The following is a 21,166-nucleotide window of genomic DNA, read 5'->3' as shown; positions in this document are numbered from 1 at the left end:
ACTGATACAACAATAAAAATACCCCCTATTCTGAGAATAGGGGGTATTACCGTTCATTGTCTGAAAAATCCTCAAAAGGATCTCCAGAGCCCAAAAAATATAATACAGAGTTACAGACTATAAGTCAAGTTTGTATATTTAGTTTTCGTCATCTTCGTTTAATTCTGATAGTTGACCTTCAATTCCATCTGGAAGAACATCAGTATCGTCATCGTTAGAAAGATCTTCAAATGCTGGAGCGTCATCTGATGTAGTATCTTCAGCTTCGACTTCTTCATCTTCTGGATCATCAGAATCGTAGTCAATTACATCATCGTCATCAGCTGCATCGGCAAGAAAGGCATTAACCTTCTTACGTTTTTTACGTACAGGACGGTCTTCGTCTTCATCTTCAGCGTGAATTAAGGCTTCATCAATTGATTCGAATGGGTACCAAGTACGAAGTCCCCATGTATTTTCGCCCAAGGAAATAAAACTTCCGTCAACGTTTAAATCAGTATAAAATTGTGATAATCGATTTCTAAATTCCTCATCTGTCTTATCTAAATAACTCTGAACCGCGTTGGCTAAATCAACAAAAGCCATTGGTTCACCACTCTTAGCTAAAATAGCGTGGGCAACTTCGATCATTGAGAGTTCGTTTTTGTTTTGACCCTTAAAATTTTCTAATTCCAACTGGTGCACGTCCTTTCCACAGTCTATCTCAAATAATACTACAATTAAGCAGTAAATTGCAATCGGATTTTGTAGTTACCAATCAACTGTTCTCCTGCAAAAAGTTGGTAATCAATATTTACCCTTCCCGCCAGGGGTCCTTCTTGGAGTTCTATCTCTAGAAATGGTGTTACTGTTTCAATCGGAAAAAGTCCGTAAGGCGTGCGATACCGCGCTTCAATTCTTTTACCGTTAGCAAAACGCAAACGCATTTCACTCTCAGACGAACGTGTTAATAGGACATTGCCATCCCCATCAATTTTCATGGTTACGGGTGATTTTTTTCCAGTTTCTTCATTTTTTTCCTGATATCTTAAGTAAAGTGAATCGCCCATTTTAAAAATCTGTCCGGGTTCGTCAAAAGCTAGGTGTGTTTTTTCACCTTCTTGTTCAATAAATGTCTCTAAATGGATTTCAATTGGAATGCCATTGTTTAATCCAGCCATTTGAATCCTCCTCTTTGTTCACTGTTCTAATGTAATAATTATAATTCATTTCATATATTATTCTAGCTTTAAGCTTTTACAATCTCACCTTAAAACTTGTATAATTTTAGTTAGATGTTTCTTTTTAAAATTACAAAGTAAGAAGGTAGTAAGATGTCCCAAGAAAATCAACGTTTACCGATGGAGAAAGTCTTTCGTGATCCTATCCATGACTACGTTTATGTTCAAGACCAAGTCATTTTAGACTTGATTAATACTAAAGAATTTCAGCGTCTTCGTCGAATTCATCAATTGGGAACCACTTCCTTTGTGTTTCATGGAGCTGAACATACCCGCTTTTCGCATTCATTAGGATGTTATGAAGTAGCACGTCGCATCGTTGAAAGCTTTGCTCGAAATTATCCTTCAAAAACTCCCAGTGATGGATTGTGGAATAATGATGAACGGTTAGTAACGCTTTGTGCCGCCCTCTTACATGATATTGGTCATGGGGCTTACTCGCATACATTTGAACATATTTTTAATACCGACCATGAAAAATTTACTACCCGGATTATTACGGACCCTCAAACCGAAGTTAACCAAGTTTTACGGCGTATTAGTCCCGACTTTCCAACAAAGGTCGCTTCTGTAATTAGCCATGATTATCCTAATCCACAAGTAGTACAGCTAATTTCTAGCCAAATTGATGCCGACCGTATGGATTATCTTTTACGTGATTCATACTACACCGGAACTAACTACGGAAACTTTGATTTAACCCGCATCTTACGTGTGATGCGTCCTTATGAGCATGGTATCGCCTTTCAAATGAGTGGCATTCATGCCGTCGAGGATTTTATTGTAAGTCGTTTTCAAATGTACGTTCAAGTTTATTTTCATTCTGTTTCCCGTTCTATGGAGGTCATTCTTGGACATCTCTTAAAGTTAGCTAACCAGCTATATCAGTCTGAGCGAGCTAACCATCGACAACGTAACTTTCAACCCCATTACTTAATGCCATTTTTTGATGAAAATTTTACGTTAGATGATTATTTAAAACTAGATGATGGCGTCTTAAATACGTATTTTCTTCAATGGGTGGATGATGAAGATCCTATTTTGAGTGATCTTGCCCATCGCTTCTTGGATCGTGTTCCTTTAAAATCAGCACGCATCACCGATCAAACTCGGAGTCTTCTACCTGAATTAAAACAATTGGTGGCTGAAGCTGGTTTTGATTCTGAATATTATACTGCTGAAAATGACAGTTATGACTTACCATATGATGCCTATGATCCAACCTCTAAAAAACCACGGACTCAAATTGAACTAATGCAATCGGATGGTAGCCTAGTCGAACTTTCGACCGTTAGTGATTTAGTACGAGCAATTTCAGGTAAAGTTTCTCGTGACGAGCGCTTCTTTTTCCCCAAGGAAATGCTTATAGATAGTAACGAGAGTTTGTTTACAGATACTTTTGAAGCTTTTCAAGCTCATATCAAAAACAATATAATTAGTTAGGAGTAATAATCTTGAGTATAAAATTAATCGCCATCGACCTTGATGGCACCCTTTTAAATGACAACAAACAACTTACAGAAGCAAATATCGCGGCCATCAACGCTGCTTCTAAAATCGGGGTTAACGTCGTCCTTTGTACCGGACGTCCCATTACAGGAATTCAACGTTACCTCACCCAACTAGACCTTACTAACGAAAAGGAATATGCCGTCACTTATAATGGAGCACTCGCTCAAACTCTGACTGGCGAAACCCTCATTAAACACACACTTTCCTTTGAAGACTATCTCACTGCTGAAGCATTTAGCCGTAAAATTGGTGTGCATTTCCACGTAGATGGTAAAAATCACATTTACACTGCCAATAAGAATATCAGCACTTATACGGTAGGTGAAAGTTTTCTAGTTGAAATGGGTCTTCGCTATCGCGCCGTTAATGAAATGGACCCTAACTTAGAAATGCCCAAGGTAATGTTCATTGACGATCCTAAAGTTTTAAGTAAAGCGCGCGACCAGATTTTTGCTAAGTTCCAAGACAACTTTAGCGTCGTTCAAAGTGAACCATACTTTATTGAACTTATGCCCCAAAACGTTAGCAAAGGTAACGCTGTAACTGAGTTAGCTACACGTCTTAACCTTACTTTAGACCAAGTCATGGCCATTGGTGATCAAGGTAATGACCTTTCCATGATTAAAGCTGCCGGAACTGGTGTAGCAATGGAAAATGCAATTGATGAAGTTAAACAAAATGCACAATTCATTACGGCCAATAATAACGAAAGTGGCGTTGCCAAAGCCATTCAAAAATTTGTACTAGAAAAATGAAACTAGGATCGCATTAACAATTAGAATCAAAGCATAGCTTAGTATTAAACGAGTCAATGGGGTGAACCGCATGGGCTCGTTTTTTTGTGCAGCAATTTCTTTTGCCCGCTCAGTTTTAGACTGGACAGCTTTATGCTCAATTTTTTCAACAAATTCACTGTTTTTTCGATCGCCATTTAATTTCCATCCATTAAATAAGTGAGCATTGAATAAAATTGCTAAAATTCCCCATAATAGTAAAAGCATCCCTAAAATAAAATAAATATTACTTACAATGTAGGTTCCTTTAAAAATTAATCCCCCTACTACCAAAATAATAAAAATAATTGCTTTGGTGCTTAATTTATTTAATAGATTAAATACTTTCATAGTCTTACCTCTTCAGTCTGGTATTGCTTACTACTATAGCGTCTTTTTTTACTAATTAAAACTTTATTCCTCATTCGTAACTTTGAAATCGTTCTCAATCAATGTATAATAATGACACAAAGGAATGATTATATGAATAATACGAACTACTTAAGTATTGCCATCAGTGCATCTTTTATTCGTTACGCACTATTTGACGAAAGTGGCAGTCTTAAAGTAAAAAAACAAGTTCCAACGCCAACCGATAGCGTTGAAAATTTTCTAAAACAAATTTATGAAATTGTTACTGACCATCTTAAATCGATTTATGGAATCGGACTTAGTGTTCCCGGCCAAGTCGACCCAAAAGATGGCGTAATTTATCAGGGGGGCTCGTTGCCCATGCTCCACGGACTCAGCCTTGGAAAAATCCTTGCCACTCGCTACGAATTACCGGTGTCGATGGAAAGTACTGGTTTTTGTGTTACTTTAGCTTCTCAATGGAATGGTAATTTAAAGGGTGTCACTAACGGAGCAACCATCGCCCTTGATGATGGTGTAAGTTCTGGCTTAGTTTTAAATCACCAGATTTTTTCTGGTTCCCACTTACAAGCGGGCGGAATTGGCATGATTATTGCCAATCCAACGGTTGAAAATCATCAACCTGAAGATATCATGTTCAACGCCTGTTCTGCCTCAAAAATGATTAACACCAACGGCAGTGCGTTAGAGTTATCTGATCCCAATGACGATATCAAAGTATTTAAGGCGATTGAAAATGGAGATGCTAACGCTCGCGAAATGTTTAACGCATATTGTCGAAATGTAGCTTACATGATTGTGAATACGCAGGCCGTTCTTGACCTTAATAAGTACGTCATTAGTGGACGAATTAGTAATCAGAGTATTCTCGTTCCTGAAATTAATCACCAAATTCAAATTATTCGAGAAACGATTCCGGTCCTTAAAGAAATGCTGGAAATGCCGGTAATTGAAACTTCGATTTTTAAACAGGATACTGACCTTTTCGGTGCATTTTATAATGCTTTGGATCACTTGGACTTTACACAGCCTACAGATAACAAAGCGGAATAAAAAGGAGTTACGGCTTAAGCCATAACTCCTTTTTATTTTGTTCTATAAACTATGCCACCGCACGTTGGTTAACAGTATGAGCCAAGAACGCTAAGCGGATAATAGCTAAGTTCAAGGCTTCTTCTAGACCTGAACTAACCCGTAAGTATTTACTTACACATGTATCCACCTGTTGGTATAGCTTAGTTTCTTTTAATTCTTCGTCACTAGCATCGTTGTATTGAATATACTTTTGATCAAGTTCTTCTTGTTCAATTACATCAGGAAAATCCGTCTGTGTTCCTGGTCCATCATAGTAATCGACAAAATTATTATTTGTATTAATTCCCAAACAAAACTCTCGCTTAGGTATTCTCAACAATTCAAAACCCAGTCCGGTATGATTGTCCGTGCTAATTACTACACCCTCATCGTCGTTAAGCGGCAAGAATACATAGTAATCGTGACGATTATGATCACTCACACTATAATCAATACCGTTTAAACCTTTGATCTTAGTGATGTAGCTGTTTTCGTTGATTTTGATTGTTTTATCTTCTTCGATCACTTTTGATAAAACATCATATTTAAAAATCATTTTTCTTCCTCCAAAAAATAACCATAAATACTGGAACAGAAGAAATTATACTCCCTGCAATCAAAAAAGCAACAGTTGTAATCTTACTGTAAAATTACTGGAATTATTTTGATTCATTTTGGTCGATATAAATCGCCATTGCGAATTTCAACAAGGTTAAATTGACCTTTTGTTCATCTCCATCGCTGTAACCCAGATAAACACTAATATAACGATCCGCCATTTGATATTCATTACTCTGGATAATTTCTTCATCAGTAGCATTACGATATTTTTTAGTTAAATCCTCGATAACTGGTCCTGTAAAGAGATCTAGAAAATCAGTTTGATTTCCAACTCCGTCTTCAATATCAATGACACCCTTTTCTGTATTCACTTCGAAATAAAACTCACTTAAGGGGATCTCAAAAACCGTAAAGCCATCAAAGGTGTTACCATCGGAATAAAAAACAATGCCTTTTCCTGGGTTTAATTCTAAGAAAGCATAGTAATCTCTTTCATTTCTCAATTCTGAGATGAAGGTGATTGCATCGATTTGATCACTATCCATTTTTTTGATTTGACTCTGATCATTAATGATAATCGGTTTCCCGGTATCAATCACATTCTTTAGAATGTTATAAGTAAAAATCATCACTCTACCCCCAACGCATTTACTTTCTATACCTCGATTATATCGTGTTCACGCTCTTTTAGCATTTTCTACGGCTCAGCACGTTTTCTCAATTGTCGTACAACTTGAACGTATGAATAAACTAATACTAAATTTGAACCTAACCAAGCCAATGGGTTAGCGGTACATGCTCCCCAAAATCCAAAAGCCGGAACCACAAAGAGTCCCACTAACATCCTTGAAATCAATTCGGCTACCCCAGCCATCGTTGGGGCCACACTCTTTCCGAATCCTTGTAAGGTATATCGGATGATGAACAAGATTGCTAGCAAGAAATAACTCGCACTAACGATCACAAAATATTCATGCGCCAAGTTGGTGATATGTTGTTCTGAGTTTCCAATAAATAGATTAACCAGTACGCGACTATTCAAAATAATTAAAGCTCCCACAATAAAACTGTAAGCGACCGAAGTGATCAACGTTTGACGAATACCTTTCAAAATACGTTTAAATTTTTTGGCCCCGTAATTTTGAGCCGTAAAGGTTGCCATTGTGATCCCCAGTGACATCATTGGCTGCGTTGCTAGCTGATCGACTTTCCCAGCAGCAGTATAAGCAGCAATTGCTGATGACCCAAGATGGTTCAAAGAAATTTGTAGGATAATTGACCCAATCGCGATAATGGACGCCTGAAACCCCATTGGTAATCCAATCTTGATTTGTTCACGAACCAATTTCATATTTGTTTTAATTTCTTTTACTTCAAGCGATAAAACCGGAACGTGAGACTTAATATAGAACCAGCATAGAAAGCATGAGATTAATTGGGCCGTAACCGTAGCAATTCCGGCTCCAGCAACTCCCATGTGTAAAAAGACAATCAAAATAATATCCAATACCACGTTGATAATACAGGCGATTACCAAAAATACGAGTGGCAAACGACTATTTCCCAACGCCCGTAACATATTGGAGAAAAGGTTAAAAAACATAGTTGCAAGCACACCACCAAAAATGATCGTCAAAAAGGTCGTGGCACCGTCAATAATGTTAGCTGGGGTTTGCATCATTTCTAGCAACGGTCTAGCCGCCAGTACACTAACTACCGTCAGCATTAAGGCGAATACGCCACAAATCCAAATACTCGTAGCAAAACTTTGCTTAACTGCTTTAACATCCCCAGCCCCATAGTGCTGAGCCGTAATAATCGATAACCCCGTTGTCATCCCTTGCGCAAATCCAATAATCAAAAAAGTAAGTCCATTGGTTGCCCCGACAGAAGCCAATGCTTGTACACCGACTACTCGACCAACAATCAAGGTATCAGAAAGCGTATAAATCTGTTGGAAAATATTTCCCAAAAGAAGTGGGATACTGAACAAAATAATGCCCTTGATGGGACTTCCCTTAGTTAAAATACTATCCATGTAAATCCTCCGTTTTTTATTAAATAAAAGATATAAAATTATTTAAGATGTGAATTCCAATACTACATTTAATATCACGGGTACGCATATAGGTAACCGCTAAAATTGCGCCCATGATTGCATAAATAGGAAAATTAATTCCTGTATCGTGCAATGCACCAAAGATAACTGCATTAACGATCACTCCGATTACTTTTATTACTGGTTGATCAGTTTGGAAAAATAATTCAAAGAAAATCCCCCTAAAAATGAGCTCTTCCATGACTGGAGCCACCAACACGCCATCGATGAATGTCCAAATTGGTAGTTTTTCAAATAGTTTTTCGATTGCTAATTGGTTAGCAGAAATATTAACTTTAAATTGATTGGTATACCAGATTTGAAAAAGCATAAAAATCATCCAAACTAGAACCATTAGCAGCATTGTTTGAGTTCGCACCCTTCTTGGTGGTAAATCCCCATAAATACTATGATTTTTTTTAATTTTATATCGATAAAATTGCCAGAAAAAGACGATAACTGCTATGGCAATCGCAATATAGACGATTATTAGAAAAAATAAAAAGAGATGATGGTTTTGTGTATATGCTGCTACTAGTTGTGGAATAGAAACCAATTGATCCATTCCAAATAGTAATACTAAAAATAGGCAGTTCTTCAACACTTGTAACGCTCTCATTAAGTACTCCTTTTTAAGATACCAACTTTATTTTAAAGATAGCATTTTATCCATAGAATACAATCACTAAAAACTCGTAAACGTGATTTTTATTAAGATGCACTTAATTATTGGTATATTTTATAATTCCTTAACCTTTCCATGGTATTCTGAAAAAGTAAAGAAAGGTGATGCTTGATGATTATTAACGATAAAAAAATGGACCAGTACCTTGAAGTTCAATTAATTGGCCATAAAGATAACAAAATCAAAGCCAAAACCAGCGCTGGACAATACATATTTGTTTATCCTACCACCGAACAAACTAACGATCCTTTATTTTGGAAAAGTTTAAAAGATATTATTAATAATAAAATGTGGCTTCCAATTACTAAACAATTTCATCAATTGATAGCTAGTGATTGGCTTGTACCAAGTATTCAAATTTAATCCGATATTAAACCAAGAAGCTGTGACAAATGCTAGGATTTAATCCCCTTCATTTGATTCACAGCTTCTTTTTATTTAACAATCTCTAATAAATCAGTTGGTGTTTTTAAAATATATTCTGCTTCAGAGAAATCATTCGCTGGGATTGCTCCCCATCCAGCATTGGCAAAATCGACTCCAGCGGCATGCGCTGATTGCATATCAAATAGCGAATCACCTACATAAATCACATCCGCTCGATTTAGCTTAGGGAAATACTTCTGCATACCAAATTCAATTGGATCAGCATGAGGTTTATGCTTTTTCGTATCATCTGAAAGCACGACTTTTTCAATTGCTCTAATCTTAGGAAAACTACGCATTTCATCATCAAAAACTCGTCTAAGCTTAGAAGTTACAATTCCATATTCGATTCCTAATTCTCTTAAACCAGCAAACATTTCATCAATTCCATCATATTCCTTAATTAAATCAACTTCTTGATTAATCCGTTCGTTAAAAATATCAATTGTCTTGGCTGGATTCGATGAACCTAACTCGCGTGCCATATCAATTCCTGGAAGACCCATTAATTCAACAATTGCTTGCGGGGTGACTTCTACGCCATCTTGGTTTAAAGCATATGTTAATGCTGCCACAGATGCATCTTCAGTTTTTAAAAGGGTGTTATCTAAATCAAATAAAGCAACTTTATACTTAGTCATAATATCCTCCAAAAATCTTATTAGTATTTGCCACCTATATTACGCCCCCTTGCCCAATATAAAAAGAAGAAAATCCTCATTTGGGACTTTCTCCTTAAAATAAAACATTTTTGTTACTAATTTGTTATATAAGCATACTTGTAGTTCCATTGGGTACCCGCTGTGTTGTGAATAACGCTTTTTACTTTAGGATTTTTCAAGTATGAATATACAGTTTGATAAAGTGGTGAAACAGCTTGTTCTTTCATCACAATTTGTTCTGCCTTAATCATATCTTGCCAGCGTTTCTCAGCATTATTAGCATCTTCATTTTGGGCTTTTTTCACAAGGCTATTATATTCCGTGTTGTCCCATTTGCCATAATTATATGCACTATTTTTTTGTAAAATTTGAAGATGTGAAATTGGATCATTAAAGTCAGCTCCCCAATGTCCAACTAAAATATCAAATTCTCCACTTTGAGATCTCGAATATGCTACTTGCGATGGCACGTTAACAATGTGAATTTGTAATCCAGGTAATGTCTTTTCCAAGGACTGTGCATAAAATTCAGCATAATTTTTACTGTTCCCCTCATTATCTGAAGTTAAATTAAGTTTCAAATTCTTTACTCCAATTTCTTGAAGCCCTTTTTCCCAGTACTGCTTGGCCTGTTTTTGATTGTACTCGATGGTACCGTCTAAATATGCGTCATCAGCAAAGTCCTTTCCCGTTTTTGGATTATTAGCTAAATCCGTGGGAACGAGGCCCTTACTTGGTGTTGAAGCATCCCCAATGATTTTTTCAATCAACTGCTTCCGATTGATTGAATAGGCGATAGCCTTACGAATATTTACATTATTAAAGGCTTTACGTTTGGTTTTATCTGCATCATTAAAATTATATTGTAAGAAAGTGGTAATGGAATATGGAAAGGTGGTGTAATCTTTATTATTTTTATAGTTTTTAACTTGTTCACTGGAAAGCTGTGTATAATCTAGCTTCCCGGATTGGTATAAATTCAACTTAGTTTGTGGGTTTTCCACCACTCTAAATTTAATTTGATCCAATTTAACAACTTTTTTATCCCAATATTGTGGATTTTTAACGAAACTCCAAGTATCGTTCGTTCCTGTCCAGCCTTTTACTTTAAAAGGCCCTGAATAAACCGTATATTGCGCCTTTGTTCCATATTTATCGCCATATTTTTCAACAGCCTTTTGGCTAATTGGTGAAAATAGTGGATAACTCATTAAAACTTTAAAATATTGAATAGGTTGATCCAAATGTACAACGAAAGTTTGATCATCTTTAGCCTCGACCCCTAGCTTAGAGGGATCCATCTTACCTGCATTAATTTGGTCGGCATTTTTAATCCCTTCAAATAAGTAAGCATACAAAGCTTTAGTCTTAGGATTAATCGTTCTTTGCCATGAATAGACAAAGTCATGAGCTGTAATTTTACTACCATCACTAAATTTAGCATTTTTGCGAATCTTGAAAGTCCACGTCAATCCATCTTTAGAAACTTTAGCCTCGCTGGCCAAACCTGGGGTTGTCTTACCATTTTTCCCTAGGCGATATAGACTTTCAAATACATTTCCAGTTTGTCCATAACCATTGGCTTTAGATACATCCAGCGTGTCCAAGGGAGCATCAGCTGCTAAATTCATGGTTTGTTCAGCAGCATAGCCACCTTTTTTAGCTCCACAACCCGCCAATACCACCAATGATACTAAAATAACCGAAAGAAACCCGATCCACTTTTTATTTTTCATTTTCTACTCCTTTAATTTTAATCACATCAACTTGGAAACACCCTACAATCGCTACATTCAGATTCCATATCATCACGTCCTTAACAAACAAAAAACCGGCTAACTACACCGCAGTGTAATTAACCGGTTCAACTAATCCCAATTGGTTCGTTGAATAATTCCGCTATTTACGCCTGCCAAATGACATGTGGTCTTTTAGACAACATGCGCAAGCTTCAACTACTGATTTAGTATTCGTAAATAGCATAGAATTACTCCTTGTTTTATTTTCAATTATTAGAATACCCTATTCACTTATTTTTTGTCAATTCAAATGGCTTAACTTCTAAATAGTTGTATAATTACATGTAAACGTTTCAACTATGAAACTACGGTAAATTTAATTATTGTGCTATCATAGCTGTAATTAATAAATGAGGTGGACAACACGATGAAAATAGCATTAATAGGGGCTGGTCCACGTAATTTAATGGCCTTTGAACGTCTAGTTTATTGGGCATTAGATCGCAAATGGGCAGATGAAGTTAAAATACTCATATTTGACCCATTTGGAATAGGTGGACGAGTTTGGAACCCTAACCAAAATCATGAACTAAAAATGAACTCTCTGGCTTCCAAAATAACTTTATTTACGGATGATTCAATTCAAATGGAAGGCAATCCTCATTTAGGTCCAACTCTTTTTGAATGGGCAACAACTCTTGGAAAAGATTTTATTGAAAATAATAATTTTAAGCGCCAAAAACTTTTATTAGAAGAGATTGATCATTTAACTAAATACTCTTATAGCTCTCGGGCTCTATTTGGTATTTATCAACAATGGTTCTTTCAACATGTTGAAAAACGCATGCCTAGTAATTTTAGTATCGAAATTCACTCAAATTTGATCCATAACGTCAAATTTGACAATGAAAAGTACATCTTGCTTACAGATGAGTTAGCATACCAAGTAGATGCTATTTCAGCCGCTCTGGGCGAAGGGATGGATGAACCAAGTGACGCAGAAAAAGAGGCTCAAGCATTTGCTGAAGCACATCATTTAAAATACGTTCCCGTTCGCTATCCCGCCGAAGTTGATGTTGATGACATTGCGCCTACTGATCAGGTTATCATTCGCGGCCTAGGCTTAAGCTTTATTGATTACCTGTCCGAACTAACCGAACGTCGTAGTGGTGTTTTTCAGCGTGATGAACGGGGTTCGTTAATTTATACACGTTCTGGCGATGAACCAACGATCTACGCTAGCTCTCGTCGAGGACTTCCTTACCATGCTCGTGGTTTAGACCAGAAAAAAGTTGGAGAGACTTATCCACGTTATTTTCTATCAGACGCGTATGTTAATAACTTGGTGCTTAAAAATCAATCAATTACAGGATCAGAATTTATTAAGCGTATTACGTTAGACGTCGAATTAACTTACTACGTTACTTTAGCTAAGTTACTATACCCTGATATTAACTCCGTTGAATTTGAAAAAGAATTGGCTACGGCTTCTAATGGATTCAAAAAAATTCTAGATAAATACAATATTAGCGCTAAAGATCGCGTGGATTGGTCAGCTTGGGAGAATCCAATTCCTACCAGTGTTACTGACACTGCTTCCTTTACCACTTTTATAAAAACTTATCTCCAACAAGATATTGATATTGCTAATGAAGGTAACAAAGTTTCTCCTTTCACGAGCGCTGTTGAAAAATTACGCGAATTACGTTCCAACATTCGTAAAATCGTCACCTACGAATTACTAAGTGACGATGATTACGTGAAATATATTTTAAAGTACTTTAACGCATTAAATAGCTTTTTAGCGGTGGGACCGCCTGCGTTCAGAATTGAGCAAATTTTAGCCCTAATTAAGGCAGGTGTGCTCACTTTAACCGGTCCAGGTATGGTCGTTGAAAATGAAGATGACCATTTTGTAACTTATTCATCCGTATTGAGTGATCATCAACGTTATTCTGGGAATGTTTTAATCGAAGGACGGTTACCACAGCCTAGTGCTGAAACAACTCAAAATCCTTTAATTAAAAATTTGCTTGCTAATAAAATGGCTCGCATTTACTCTTTGTATTTGAGCGACGGAACTTTATTTAAGACCGGTGCTTTAGATGTCACTACCGAAACGGCTGAACTAGTTACTCCCAACGGTAAAATCATGCCTAATTTCTTTTTGTGGGGGCTTCCTACTGAAAAACGGCATTGGCTGACTAATGGTGCCCCAATTCCTGGTGTAAATGATGTTCGCTTACGTATGGCTGATATGATTGCCGCTAGGATTGTAAAATCTGCTAAATAACTCATTTAAAAAGTATAAAAAACAAGCGATAATAAAAAGTTTGGTTGAATCTAAAATTCAGACCACCTTTTGTTATCGCTTGTTTTTATTTCAAAAATTAATATTGTCCACCATGTACTTCAGCAACGTTGGTAGTTAAAATAAATGCCTGGGGATCGATTTCACGAATCCGACCGATTATACGGTGATATTCTGAGTTTTCTACTACAAGCATCAACATGCGCTTGTTATCCCCCGAAAAGCCACCTTGTACATCTAAGCTAGTATAGCTTTGATCGAGAGACTCCGAGATAATTTCTTCAACCTCGGCTAAGTGACTACTCATAATATAGACACTTTTTTTACGATCGATACCTGTCTCAATATAGTTCATTACTAATAAAGTAATTACCGATGAGAATAAAGCTAAAATAAATGCTTCAATTCCGGAACTAAAGATATTCATCACACAAACCATTGTATCAATTACCAACAAGCTGACAGATGGCTTAAAATTGAAGTATTTCTTCAAAATTAGTGGAGGTACCGTTGTCCCACCACTAGATGCATCGATTTGATATAAGAGCGCTACTCCAAGTGCGTATAAAGCACCACCAACAATAACTGCTAAGGTTCGATCTGACACTAAACTAATACTAGGAGTAATTGCCATACAGATCGGTAATAGTAAACTACCCACTGTAATTCTTGCAGTAGTTTCTTTTCCCAAAGTAAAGTACGACGCAAGTAACATGGCAATGTTAATAACAAATACAATTAAAGCACGATTCCAACCTAGGGCATCTTCTAAAAGAATTGAGATACCGGTGGCTCCACCAGCCGCAACATTGTGAGGAGCGTAGAACATATTGATACTTATTGCTAGCACCTCTAGTGCAACCAACATTACCGCAAATTGCATAATTAACTTAAATCCTTTTTCTTTCATACATTCCTCCGTTTCACTGACTTCCTTCTAAAAAAAGGAGGTAAGCCAAATTAAGACTTAACCTCCTTTTATTATAACTAAAATTTAACCGTTATTCTTGATATACGAATTTAAATCATCTGGAGCTAAATTTTGCCACGACTTGGCATAAAACTGATTGTTCATTTTGTATGATGGGATTTCTTGTTCGCCATCAACGAAAGCCTTAACCTTTTTATCGAAAGCGTACCAACCATTCCAACCCAAATGAATTGTATCTTGCATAAAGTAGGGTTGTGAACCTTGATTAGATAAATCAGCAATGTGGTCAAATCCTTGACTCTTTAATTGATACTTAATCTTCTTATTGAAACCTTTCAGCATCGATTGTGATAGACCAGCATAATTTGCCCACTTTTGATTAATTGGTGGTATTACAAATAATACATCAGTTTTATCAGCAGCAAATTGATTTAAAACCAATTGGAAATCTGCGAACTCTGGGGACTTAGTGTAGTCATAATTTCTTTCAAATCCTTTAAACTTACCCAATTTATCTTTCAGTCGATGACTGTAGAAGGAATTTTTGATTCCAAAATCATTATTTGATGTTTGTTGCTTGGCCTGTTTAATAATCGCTTGGCGAATTAAATCTCCCGATTCACTATTTGGTAGAGCTTGCAGCTGGCGATTAATTTTCTTTTGATTATCATCTTTCAGTTTCAAACTAGAGAAAAGTTGATCTTCGTGAGCTAACAAACGTTTGTAATAACTAATATTTCGTTGAGTACTTGCTGATAATTTTTGCCCTTGTGCTACTTGACGAAGAGCTTTGTTAATCATTCCATTTCCATTATCAGTGTTTTGTTCCATCTTTAATAAGCGATGGGCAGCGTACCGATCAGTTCTTGTACCATGCTGCTTTTGTAAAAAGTTAACAGCTTGCAGTTGTGAGAAATAAAATGAAAATGCTTGAGGATTAGCCCCTTTTTTGACAAACCATTGAGGAGAAATCACAAATACGGCCTTCCCATTTTTAAGCTGGTGATTGATTCCTTGCATCTGGAAATAATGGGTTAAAGATTGCGTCCCAGCTGCTCCCATTAAGAATGGACGGAAATCCCAATTATACTTTTCTGCCATAACTGAGGGATGCGTCAAATCAAAGCGTGAAAATTCTGACGATCCGAAAAATGGTACATAATATGGATCTGATAAGGCGGCTCGCTTAACTGCATCGCCCTTTAAAATATTTGGTGACAATGATGTCGCGGCTTGCTTCTCAATTGTTGGACTGATTCGGTTTATTTTGAATGGGGAAAATAAAAGCCCAATCAAAACAACTGATGCGACTAGCAATGGACCAAATATCATCCAAAGTTTTTTACCCACGATTACTGCATTGCCTCTACTTTAGCGATAATTTTATTTGGTGTATCCCATTCACTGCGCTCAAATTCTGAAACTGGGGCCATAATTCCCAATTCTGTTTGGAGTTGGAGTAATAGTTGCACCGTACCCATTGAATCTAACAAGCCTGTTTCAAAAAGGTTTTCATCCATACTATTACTTACATCTGAACCTGTAAGATCTGCCAAAATGTTTAAAACTGTTTCTTTTGTATTCATAATTAATTATTCTCCTTTATTTTTAGTGGAACCATAATGTGTCTAAAAATCCTGAAAATACGAGGAACGTGAAACAAACAAAGTTAAACGTAATAAAAATCGCCAAGTATTCAGTAAATTTATTATGTGGGAATCGATCCGGATTCTTTTTCTTCAAGTTTAGCCACCAGTCATTAATAACTAAGGCTACCCCATGAATTAGACCGTAAACAATGTAATACCATTTCTCACCGTGCCAAAAACCCATTAATAACATGTTTAAGACATAGGTGATATTGGCAGTTGTTTTAGGATTCTTAAATATTTTATGCTTCATGAAAAAGAATACTAATCGCATATATACATAATCTCTAAACCAAAATGAAAGTGTCATATGCCATCTATTCCAAAATTCTTTAATATTTTTAGATTTAAATGGTTGATTGAAGTTCATTGGTGTTTCAATTCCCATGAAATAACTAGTTGCTACAGCGAACAAACTGTAACCAGCAAAATCAAAGAAAAGATAGAAACTATATACGTACATTACTCCTACCAGCCCCCACGACAGACCAGTCGATTGCACAGCTAAATGCTGTACCTTTGGAAGTAAAATTGTCCCAAAGAGATATGCCAACATAAATTTATAGACAAACCCTAAGAATACGTAATGTAAGGCTTTTTCCAACATATTTAAATACTTTTCGCGGTCCGGAACGCTCTCATAATCTTTTCTAAAACGACGATAACGATCAATAGGACCGGATGAAATTGATGGGAAGAAGGCCATAAATTGTAAAAAGAACCACGGATTGTAATCCTTTAACACTCCATCGCGAATTTCCATAACGGTTTGTACAGCTTTAAAGGTCAGGTAACTAATCCCCAAGAATCCAATAATTGATGGAGTCCCCGACATCAGTGGCGTTAATTTCACGACCACTAGTGGTGATATCGCAAGAAGAACCGCAATAACGAACACCCACGTGTCGTTTTTCTTTTTACGATATACGTTATAAAGTGAAACTAAAATCACTTCAAAAATTAAAAATCCAACTAGTGCAACGCCTTGCTCCCACTTAGGTCCTCCAAAGGATAAGAGAATGAATCCGATTGATACTAATAGTTCGTACCAACGAAATCTCTTGCCCCAAAGGATTCCTACAACAATGGGAATAAATGCCACAGCTAGCATGCCAAAATACATTGGATTTTCATATGGTGTTAATGAAAGCATTAGGCATTAACCTCAGCAATAACAGATTTAATATCGATTTTTCCGTTGGCCGTTTGCGGTAAACTTTCAACAAATACAAAGCGATTTGGAACAGCATATTCCATCATGTTATCCTTCAAACTATCTTTAATCGCAACTGTTAATTGAATTTGAGAATCGAACTCATTTTTTTCAGGAACAACATAGGCCACTAATTGAGCCACCTTTTGGTCTTTCCCATATTTAGGAACTGCCACTCCAGCCTGAATTAATGGATCGTTATTTAAGTAATGGTTAACCTCTTCAAGTTCGATTCGGTAACCATGCAGTTTAATTTGGAAATCAGTCCGTCCATGATAATAAAGCATTCCAGTATCATCAATCTTAACTAAATCACCGGTTTTATAGGCACGTTGACCTTCATATTCAAAAAAGGCTTCGTCCGTTTTTTCCGGATTATTGAGATAACCTTTGGAAACACTTGGTCCTGATAGAACTAATTCTCCTTCAGCACCAGCATTGGCCATTCTTCCATTATCATCAAGGATAAATCCCAGAGTATCTTCTTTTAAATATCCAATTGGTAGACGATCATATTGTTTAAGTACCTCATCTGTAATTTCGATTGCACTAACTGCGACGGTCGCTTCTGTAGGCCCGTACGTATTAAAGATTTTTGCATCTGGAAAACGTAGTTTAAGAGCCTGCGCAGTAGCGTGTGTTAATTCTTCACCACAGAACAAGAATCGGCTCAATGCTGGTAGATGTTCTGCATCAAAAGTCGGTTGCAACAAACAGATATCCATGAAGGATGGTGTTGAAACCCACACATTTAAGCCCAAAGTGGGTAATATTTCAAATAATTTTTTGAAATCATCCGTAACTTGCTTGGGCACCGCTTTGATTGTTCCACCCATAACTAATGTGGGATATAAATCCATTACGGATAGGTCAAATGAGTAAGGTGGCTGTGATAACGTCACTGGACGTTCAGGTAAACCTAGATTGCCAATTTCCCAATTCACAAAACTTAAAAGATTATTGTGACTGATTTGTACTCCCTTAGGCTTACCAGTTGTCCCAGACGTGAAAATAATATAATAATTATCATCTTTAGTGACGAAACTATTAGGTGTTACATTTTTATTTGCATTAAAAGCATCGTTTAATTCTTGTCCTTCTAGAACTGGTAGATCACCCAAATTTACAGGCAAATCTTCAACCGCGATACACATCCCAGGATTAGCAATTTCATTAATCATTGTTAATCGTTCTGCTGGTGAGTGGCGATCAATTGGGACATAAGCGTGTCCACTTTTTACAACCCCTAAAAAAGTTGCAATCATATCAAAGGTTTGAGCACCATAAACCATAATTGGCGCATCTTCTTCCAACCCTTGCGTTAAAATATATGAAGCTAAGCTATCTGAATAAGCTTTTAATTCTCCATATGTGTTCTTAGTACCTAGATAATCATAAGCAATCCAATCTGGATGTTTAACTGCGATTGAATCAATTTGCTCAATCACGTTAATTACTTTCCCCATAATTAATTAAATCCCCCGTTTAAAATTCGTTATAGATAAATGTTCCGCCAGTCATTCCGCTGTAATCGTACAAGTACAACAAGACGACTAAAACTGCAAAGTAAAAAACAGTTCGCGTAATAAATTTTACTGAATCATGTTGCCATAAATCTTTAAAAAAATTCAGCATCACAATCCCCCCTGCTAATTTTCACTAATTTGATAGTGAATTTATAAAAATCTAATTGCGTTACGTAAAAGTATGCCATTTTTTTCGCTCTTTGTAAAATTCCTGTAATATAACGGGCTAAAAAAATTCATATTTATCACATAAAGTTCATATGGTTTTTAAGAAGTGTTCCCATCAATACAGCATTTTCGACACTTATTTTAAAAAAGTTTAAAAAAAGCTAAAAATTAGAAATATCGCTGTCTCCAGCGGTACTAAATAATTTCTAGCTTTCATGTGTTATTTAAGTTTGTATGCAATCGTTGCTACCAAGATTGCTTTAAGTATATCTCCTGGGATTAAAAGGCTATTGAGTGCTACAGCTCTGATTAGTGGAATGTGCATATTAACAGCAAAGCCCATGCTACCAAACAAATCGATAATTAAGACAGCTACAATCGCAATTTTTGCAAATAGCAAGAACCATTCATGGCGATGCTTCTTCGACCACCAAGCTAATAAAACGGCCCCAATCCAATATCCTAGGAGATATCCTCCAGTAGGTCCGATAAAAACGGCCATCCCACCCCGAAGTCCAGTCAAAATGGGTAGTCCTATTAACGCCAACAATAAAAATACTCCCGTTGTTAAAAATGCTTCAAACGGCGATAACAATAACCCAATTAATAGAATTCCAATGTTTTGAACTGTCAACGGTACTGGAATTATACCAATCGGAATCGCTGGAATTAGTCCCAAAACAATGACTATAGCTAATAGCAATGCCATACGTGTTAATCTTTGAACTTCGATGTGCATTAAATTTCACCCCACTAAACTAATGAGGTTATATTATACCATTTTAATTTGAAGCTCTTCTGATAATCGGAATTAATCTAAAATATACCAATCCAATTGCAATTCCAACGATAATCCCTTTTAACAAATTAAAAGGCACTACACCATAAAGAACCATATTTAAGGTCGAAACATTAATTTGGAAACTTGCTAACTTCATATATAAGGGCAATAGAATGAATAAATTTATCACACTCATAAATACCGTCATCAAAACCGAACCGATTAAGACCCCCTTAATCAAGGCCCCCACTTCTTTTTTATGCGTGCTACCTTGAACCGCTTTAATTGCGTAGTAAATCGGTAAGATATATGACAAAGCTGCCAACCAGTTAGCAAATGCGCCCAATGCACCTGCTGGATTACTATCTCGAAGGATTATATCCATCAGTCCGGCTAAACCAGCTGTCACCATCCCCCAGACTGGCCCAAATAATACCGTCCCAATTAAAACTGGGACATCCGCGAAATCAATCTTTAGGAACGAAAATCCGGGTAAAATTGGAAAATCAATGAAAATCAAAACAAACGAGATAGCTGCTAGCATAGCGACTACAACCATCTTATTAACTTTAGAAACACTCATCATACTGCCTCCTTGGATTTAGGAGCACCTTCTTGGTTTATTTACACAAAAAACACCAATGCAACTGGGGCATTGGTGTTTAGACTGTTTTATTATTACGTTAGTCTGCGCAAATAAATTCAATCTTCCTTTATCTAGACTTTAACTATCGGTTTCGGAATTTCACCGAATCAGCCATCACGAATGACAGCTCATGGACTTTACCACCGGTCGGGAATCGCACCCTGCCCCTTGAAGATGAACCGTTATTTTTTTGTAAGTATTTCATTAATAAATATATAGTACAAATAGCTTATTCGTCAATCATTTGTACTTTCTTTTTTTACTTGAAAAAAACTTTCCCCATCTTCTAGCACTTCGATAAACAAACGTTGATCTTTTGGTAAACCCTTAATTTCACCTAAGTCAAATTCATAGCCATTAGGAATCTCACGACCACCACTAAAACGTTCTTTAAGAAAGTGACGTAACGCTTTCATAATGCGTCCGTTACTTTGCGCTTTTTCAGCTGCTTTGGCTAAAGTGAAACCATCTTCAATATAGCTAGCAATATTACCAGCTTGAATCATCGTAAAATAGGTATATTTTCGTTGACCTGTTTTTGAAATTTTAGACTTAATATAACCTTTTTTCTCCCAATAACGTAATTGTCTAGTTGATACATCGACAGCATTGGCCACATCACCGATACTAAGTAACATAGCTTCGCTATCAATTATTTTCTTTACCACTGCTAGGCGACCCGCGGGGTTTTCCATGTTTGCTCCTCCTCATTAATGCTGTATATCTTGTTGCATCTTTTAAACTAATTATAACTTCTCTAACATCTTTGTCAAACAAGTTGACAAAGATGTTATGATAACTTATAGTATTAAAGAAAAG

The 21,166-nt window shown here is 36.5% G+C and carries 23 protein-coding genes and 1 riboswitch; of the genes, 5 read left to right on the top strand and 18 right to left on the bottom strand.

Translation table 11 applies throughout. The features are described 5' to 3' along the window. Nucleotides 1-138: 138 nt before the first annotated feature. Together rpoE and IV86_RS01495 are read right to left on the bottom strand one after the other, a co-directional pair. Nucleotides 139-675 carry a DNA-directed RNA polymerase subunit delta gene (rpoE, locus tag IV86_RS01500; RefSeq protein WP_002833001.1) on the bottom strand — a complete coding sequence of 179 codons (537 nt, stop codon included), beginning with the start codon at nt 673-675 and terminating at the stop codon, nt 139-141. 44 nt (nt 676-719) lie between these two features. Continuing rightward, a complete protein-coding gene (locus IV86_RS01495) occupies nt 720-1,160 on the bottom strand; it encodes a YwiB family protein (RefSeq protein ID WP_002832999.1) in 441 nt (146 codons plus the stop codon). A gap of 153 nt (nt 1,161-1,313) precedes the next feature. On the opposite strand from IV86_RS01495, the gene IV86_RS01490 reads away from it, so the two are divergent. Together IV86_RS01490 and yidA are read left to right on the top strand one after the other, a co-directional pair. Then, the gene (locus IV86_RS01490) at nt 1,314-2,663 is read left to right on the top strand and encodes an HD domain-containing protein (protein WP_002832998.1); all 1,350 of its coding nucleotides are present in this window, start codon (nt 1,314-1,316) and stop codon (nt 2,661-2,663) included. Nucleotides 2,664-2,674: 11 nt separating this feature from the next. Continuing rightward, nucleotides 2,675-3,487: a sugar-phosphatase gene (gene yidA, locus IV86_RS01485; protein ID WP_002832997.1), complete on the top strand. Its 813-nt coding sequence runs from the start codon at nt 2,675-2,677 to the stop codon at nt 3,485-3,487. Here yidA and IV86_RS01480 read toward each other — a convergent pair. Further along, nucleotides 3,476-3,856, bottom strand: a complete 381-nt coding sequence (locus IV86_RS01480) for a DUF3899 domain-containing protein (RefSeq protein ID WP_056979311.1) — start codon at nt 3,854-3,856, stop codon at nt 3,476-3,478. The genes yidA and IV86_RS01480 overlap by 12 nt on opposite strands. Before the next feature lie 132 nt (nt 3,857-3,988). Between IV86_RS01480 and IV86_RS01475 the strand changes: the two genes are divergently transcribed. Next, nucleotides 3,989-4,930, top strand: coding sequence for an ROK family protein (locus tag IV86_RS01475; protein ID WP_056979310.1), 942 nt, complete (start codon nt 3,989-3,991; stop codon nt 4,928-4,930). A 49-nt stretch (nt 4,931-4,979) separates the two neighbouring features. On the opposite strand, the gene IV86_RS01470 is transcribed toward IV86_RS01475, so the two are convergent. The 4 genes from IV86_RS01470 to IV86_RS01455 form a co-directional block, all read right to left on the bottom strand. Beyond that, on the bottom strand, nt 4,980-5,507 hold the full coding sequence (locus IV86_RS01470) for a hypothetical protein (RefSeq protein ID WP_002832994.1): 528 nt from the start codon (nt 5,505-5,507) through the stop codon (nt 4,980-4,982). Between the two features lie 103 nt (nt 5,508-5,610). Continuing rightward, nucleotides 5,611-6,141, bottom strand: a complete 531-nt coding sequence (locus tag IV86_RS01465) for a hypothetical protein (protein ID WP_002832993.1) — start codon at nt 6,139-6,141, stop codon at nt 5,611-5,613. Nucleotides 6,142-6,209: 68 nt separating this feature from the next. Then, a complete protein-coding gene (locus tag IV86_RS01460; RefSeq protein ID WP_011673738.1) occupies nt 6,210-7,550 on the bottom strand; it encodes an MATE family efflux transporter in 1,341 nt (446 codons plus the stop codon). A 19-nt stretch (nt 7,551-7,569) separates the two neighbouring features. Then, on the bottom strand, nt 7,570-8,229 hold the full coding sequence (locus IV86_RS01455; RefSeq protein WP_002832991.1) for a CPBP family intramembrane glutamic endopeptidase: 660 nt from the start codon (nt 8,227-8,229) through the stop codon (nt 7,570-7,572). Nucleotides 8,230-8,406: 177 nt separating this feature from the next. Here IV86_RS01455 and IV86_RS01450 point away from each other — a divergent pair, with 177 nt between their 5' ends. Then, on the top strand, nt 8,407-8,658 hold the full coding sequence (locus tag IV86_RS01450; protein WP_002832990.1) for a hypothetical protein: 252 nt from the start codon (nt 8,407-8,409) through the stop codon (nt 8,656-8,658). Nucleotides 8,659-8,729: 71 nt separating this feature from the next. Here IV86_RS01450 and IV86_RS01445 read toward each other — a convergent pair whose 3' ends face one another. Next, complete coding sequence (locus IV86_RS01445; RefSeq protein WP_002832988.1) at nt 8,730-9,362, bottom strand: HAD family hydrolase; 633 nt, start codon at nt 9,360-9,362, stop codon at nt 8,730-8,732. A gap of 116 nt (nt 9,363-9,478) precedes the next feature. Beyond that, complete coding sequence (locus IV86_RS01440) at nt 9,479-11,119, bottom strand: peptide ABC transporter substrate-binding protein (RefSeq protein ID WP_056979309.1); 1,641 nt, start codon at nt 11,117-11,119, stop codon at nt 9,479-9,481. Between the two features lie 430 nt (nt 11,120-11,549). On the opposite strand from IV86_RS01440, the gene IV86_RS01435 reads away from it, so the two are divergent. After that, nucleotides 11,550-13,415 carry an FAD/NAD(P)-binding protein gene (locus IV86_RS01435; RefSeq protein WP_056979308.1) on the top strand — a complete coding sequence of 622 codons (1,866 nt, stop codon included), beginning with the start codon at nt 11,550-11,552 and terminating at the stop codon, nt 13,413-13,415. Nucleotides 13,416-13,512: 97 nt separating this feature from the next. Here the strand turns inward: IV86_RS01435 and IV86_RS01430 are convergent, their stop codons facing one another. From IV86_RS01430 to IV86_RS01390, 9 genes are all read right to left on the bottom strand, one after another. Beyond that, nucleotides 13,513-14,343, bottom strand: a complete 831-nt coding sequence (locus tag IV86_RS01430) for a YitT family protein (protein WP_002832985.1) — start codon at nt 14,341-14,343, stop codon at nt 13,513-13,515. An 84-nt stretch (nt 14,344-14,427) separates the two neighbouring features. After that, entirely contained in the window at nt 14,428-15,714 is a 1,287-nt protein-coding gene (gene dltD, locus IV86_RS01425; protein WP_002832984.1) for a D-alanyl-lipoteichoic acid biosynthesis protein DltD, read from the bottom strand. Nucleotides 15,715-15,716: 2 nt separating this feature from the next. Then, a complete protein-coding gene (gene dltC / locus IV86_RS01420) occupies nt 15,717-15,950 on the bottom strand; it encodes a D-alanine--poly(phosphoribitol) ligase subunit DltC (protein ID WP_002832982.1) in 234 nt (77 codons plus the stop codon). A 22-nt stretch (nt 15,951-15,972) separates the two neighbouring features. Beyond that, the gene (gene dltB, locus IV86_RS01415) at nt 15,973-17,166 is read right to left on the bottom strand and encodes a D-alanyl-lipoteichoic acid biosynthesis protein DltB (protein WP_002832981.1); all 1,194 of its coding nucleotides are present in this window, start codon (nt 17,164-17,166) and stop codon (nt 15,973-15,975) included. Continuing rightward, complete coding sequence (gene dltA, locus IV86_RS01410; protein ID WP_002832980.1) at nt 17,166-18,692, bottom strand: D-alanine--poly(phosphoribitol) ligase subunit DltA; 1,527 nt, start codon at nt 18,690-18,692, stop codon at nt 17,166-17,168. Before dltA ends, dltB begins: the two co-directional genes overlap by 1 nt. Nucleotides 18,693-18,711: 19 nt before the next feature. Next, a complete protein-coding gene (locus tag IV86_RS01405) occupies nt 18,712-18,861 on the bottom strand; it encodes a teichoic acid D-Ala incorporation-associated protein DltX (protein WP_011673743.1) in 150 nt (49 codons plus the stop codon). A gap of 279 nt (nt 18,862-19,140) precedes the next feature. Further along, nucleotides 19,141-19,659 (bottom strand): biotin transporter BioY, encoded by a 519-nt coding sequence (locus IV86_RS01400; RefSeq protein ID WP_056979307.1) that lies wholly within the window; start codon nt 19,657-19,659, stop codon nt 19,141-19,143. A gap of 43 nt (nt 19,660-19,702) precedes the next feature. Then, nucleotides 19,703-20,287 carry an ECF transporter S component gene (locus IV86_RS01395; RefSeq protein WP_229564428.1) on the bottom strand — a complete coding sequence of 195 codons (585 nt, stop codon included), beginning with the start codon at nt 20,285-20,287 and terminating at the stop codon, nt 19,703-19,705. A 115-nt stretch (nt 20,288-20,402) separates the two neighbouring features. Continuing rightward, nucleotides 20,403-20,527: riboswitch (FMN riboswitch) on the bottom strand. 56 nt (nt 20,528-20,583) lie between these two features. Continuing rightward, nucleotides 20,584-21,042, bottom strand: a complete 459-nt coding sequence (locus IV86_RS01390) for a MerR family transcriptional regulator (protein ID WP_023440739.1) — start codon at nt 21,040-21,042, stop codon at nt 20,584-20,586. Nucleotides 21,043-21,166 lie beyond the last annotated feature (124 nt).

It is taken from the genome of Pediococcus pentosaceus, from assembly GCF_001437285.1.
Lineage (GTDB): Bacteria > Bacillota > Bacilli > Lactobacillales > Lactobacillaceae > Pediococcus > Pediococcus pentosaceus.
The sequence above is the reverse complement of the archived record's forward strand: the minus strand, read 5'-3'. Positions and strand labels throughout refer to the sequence as shown.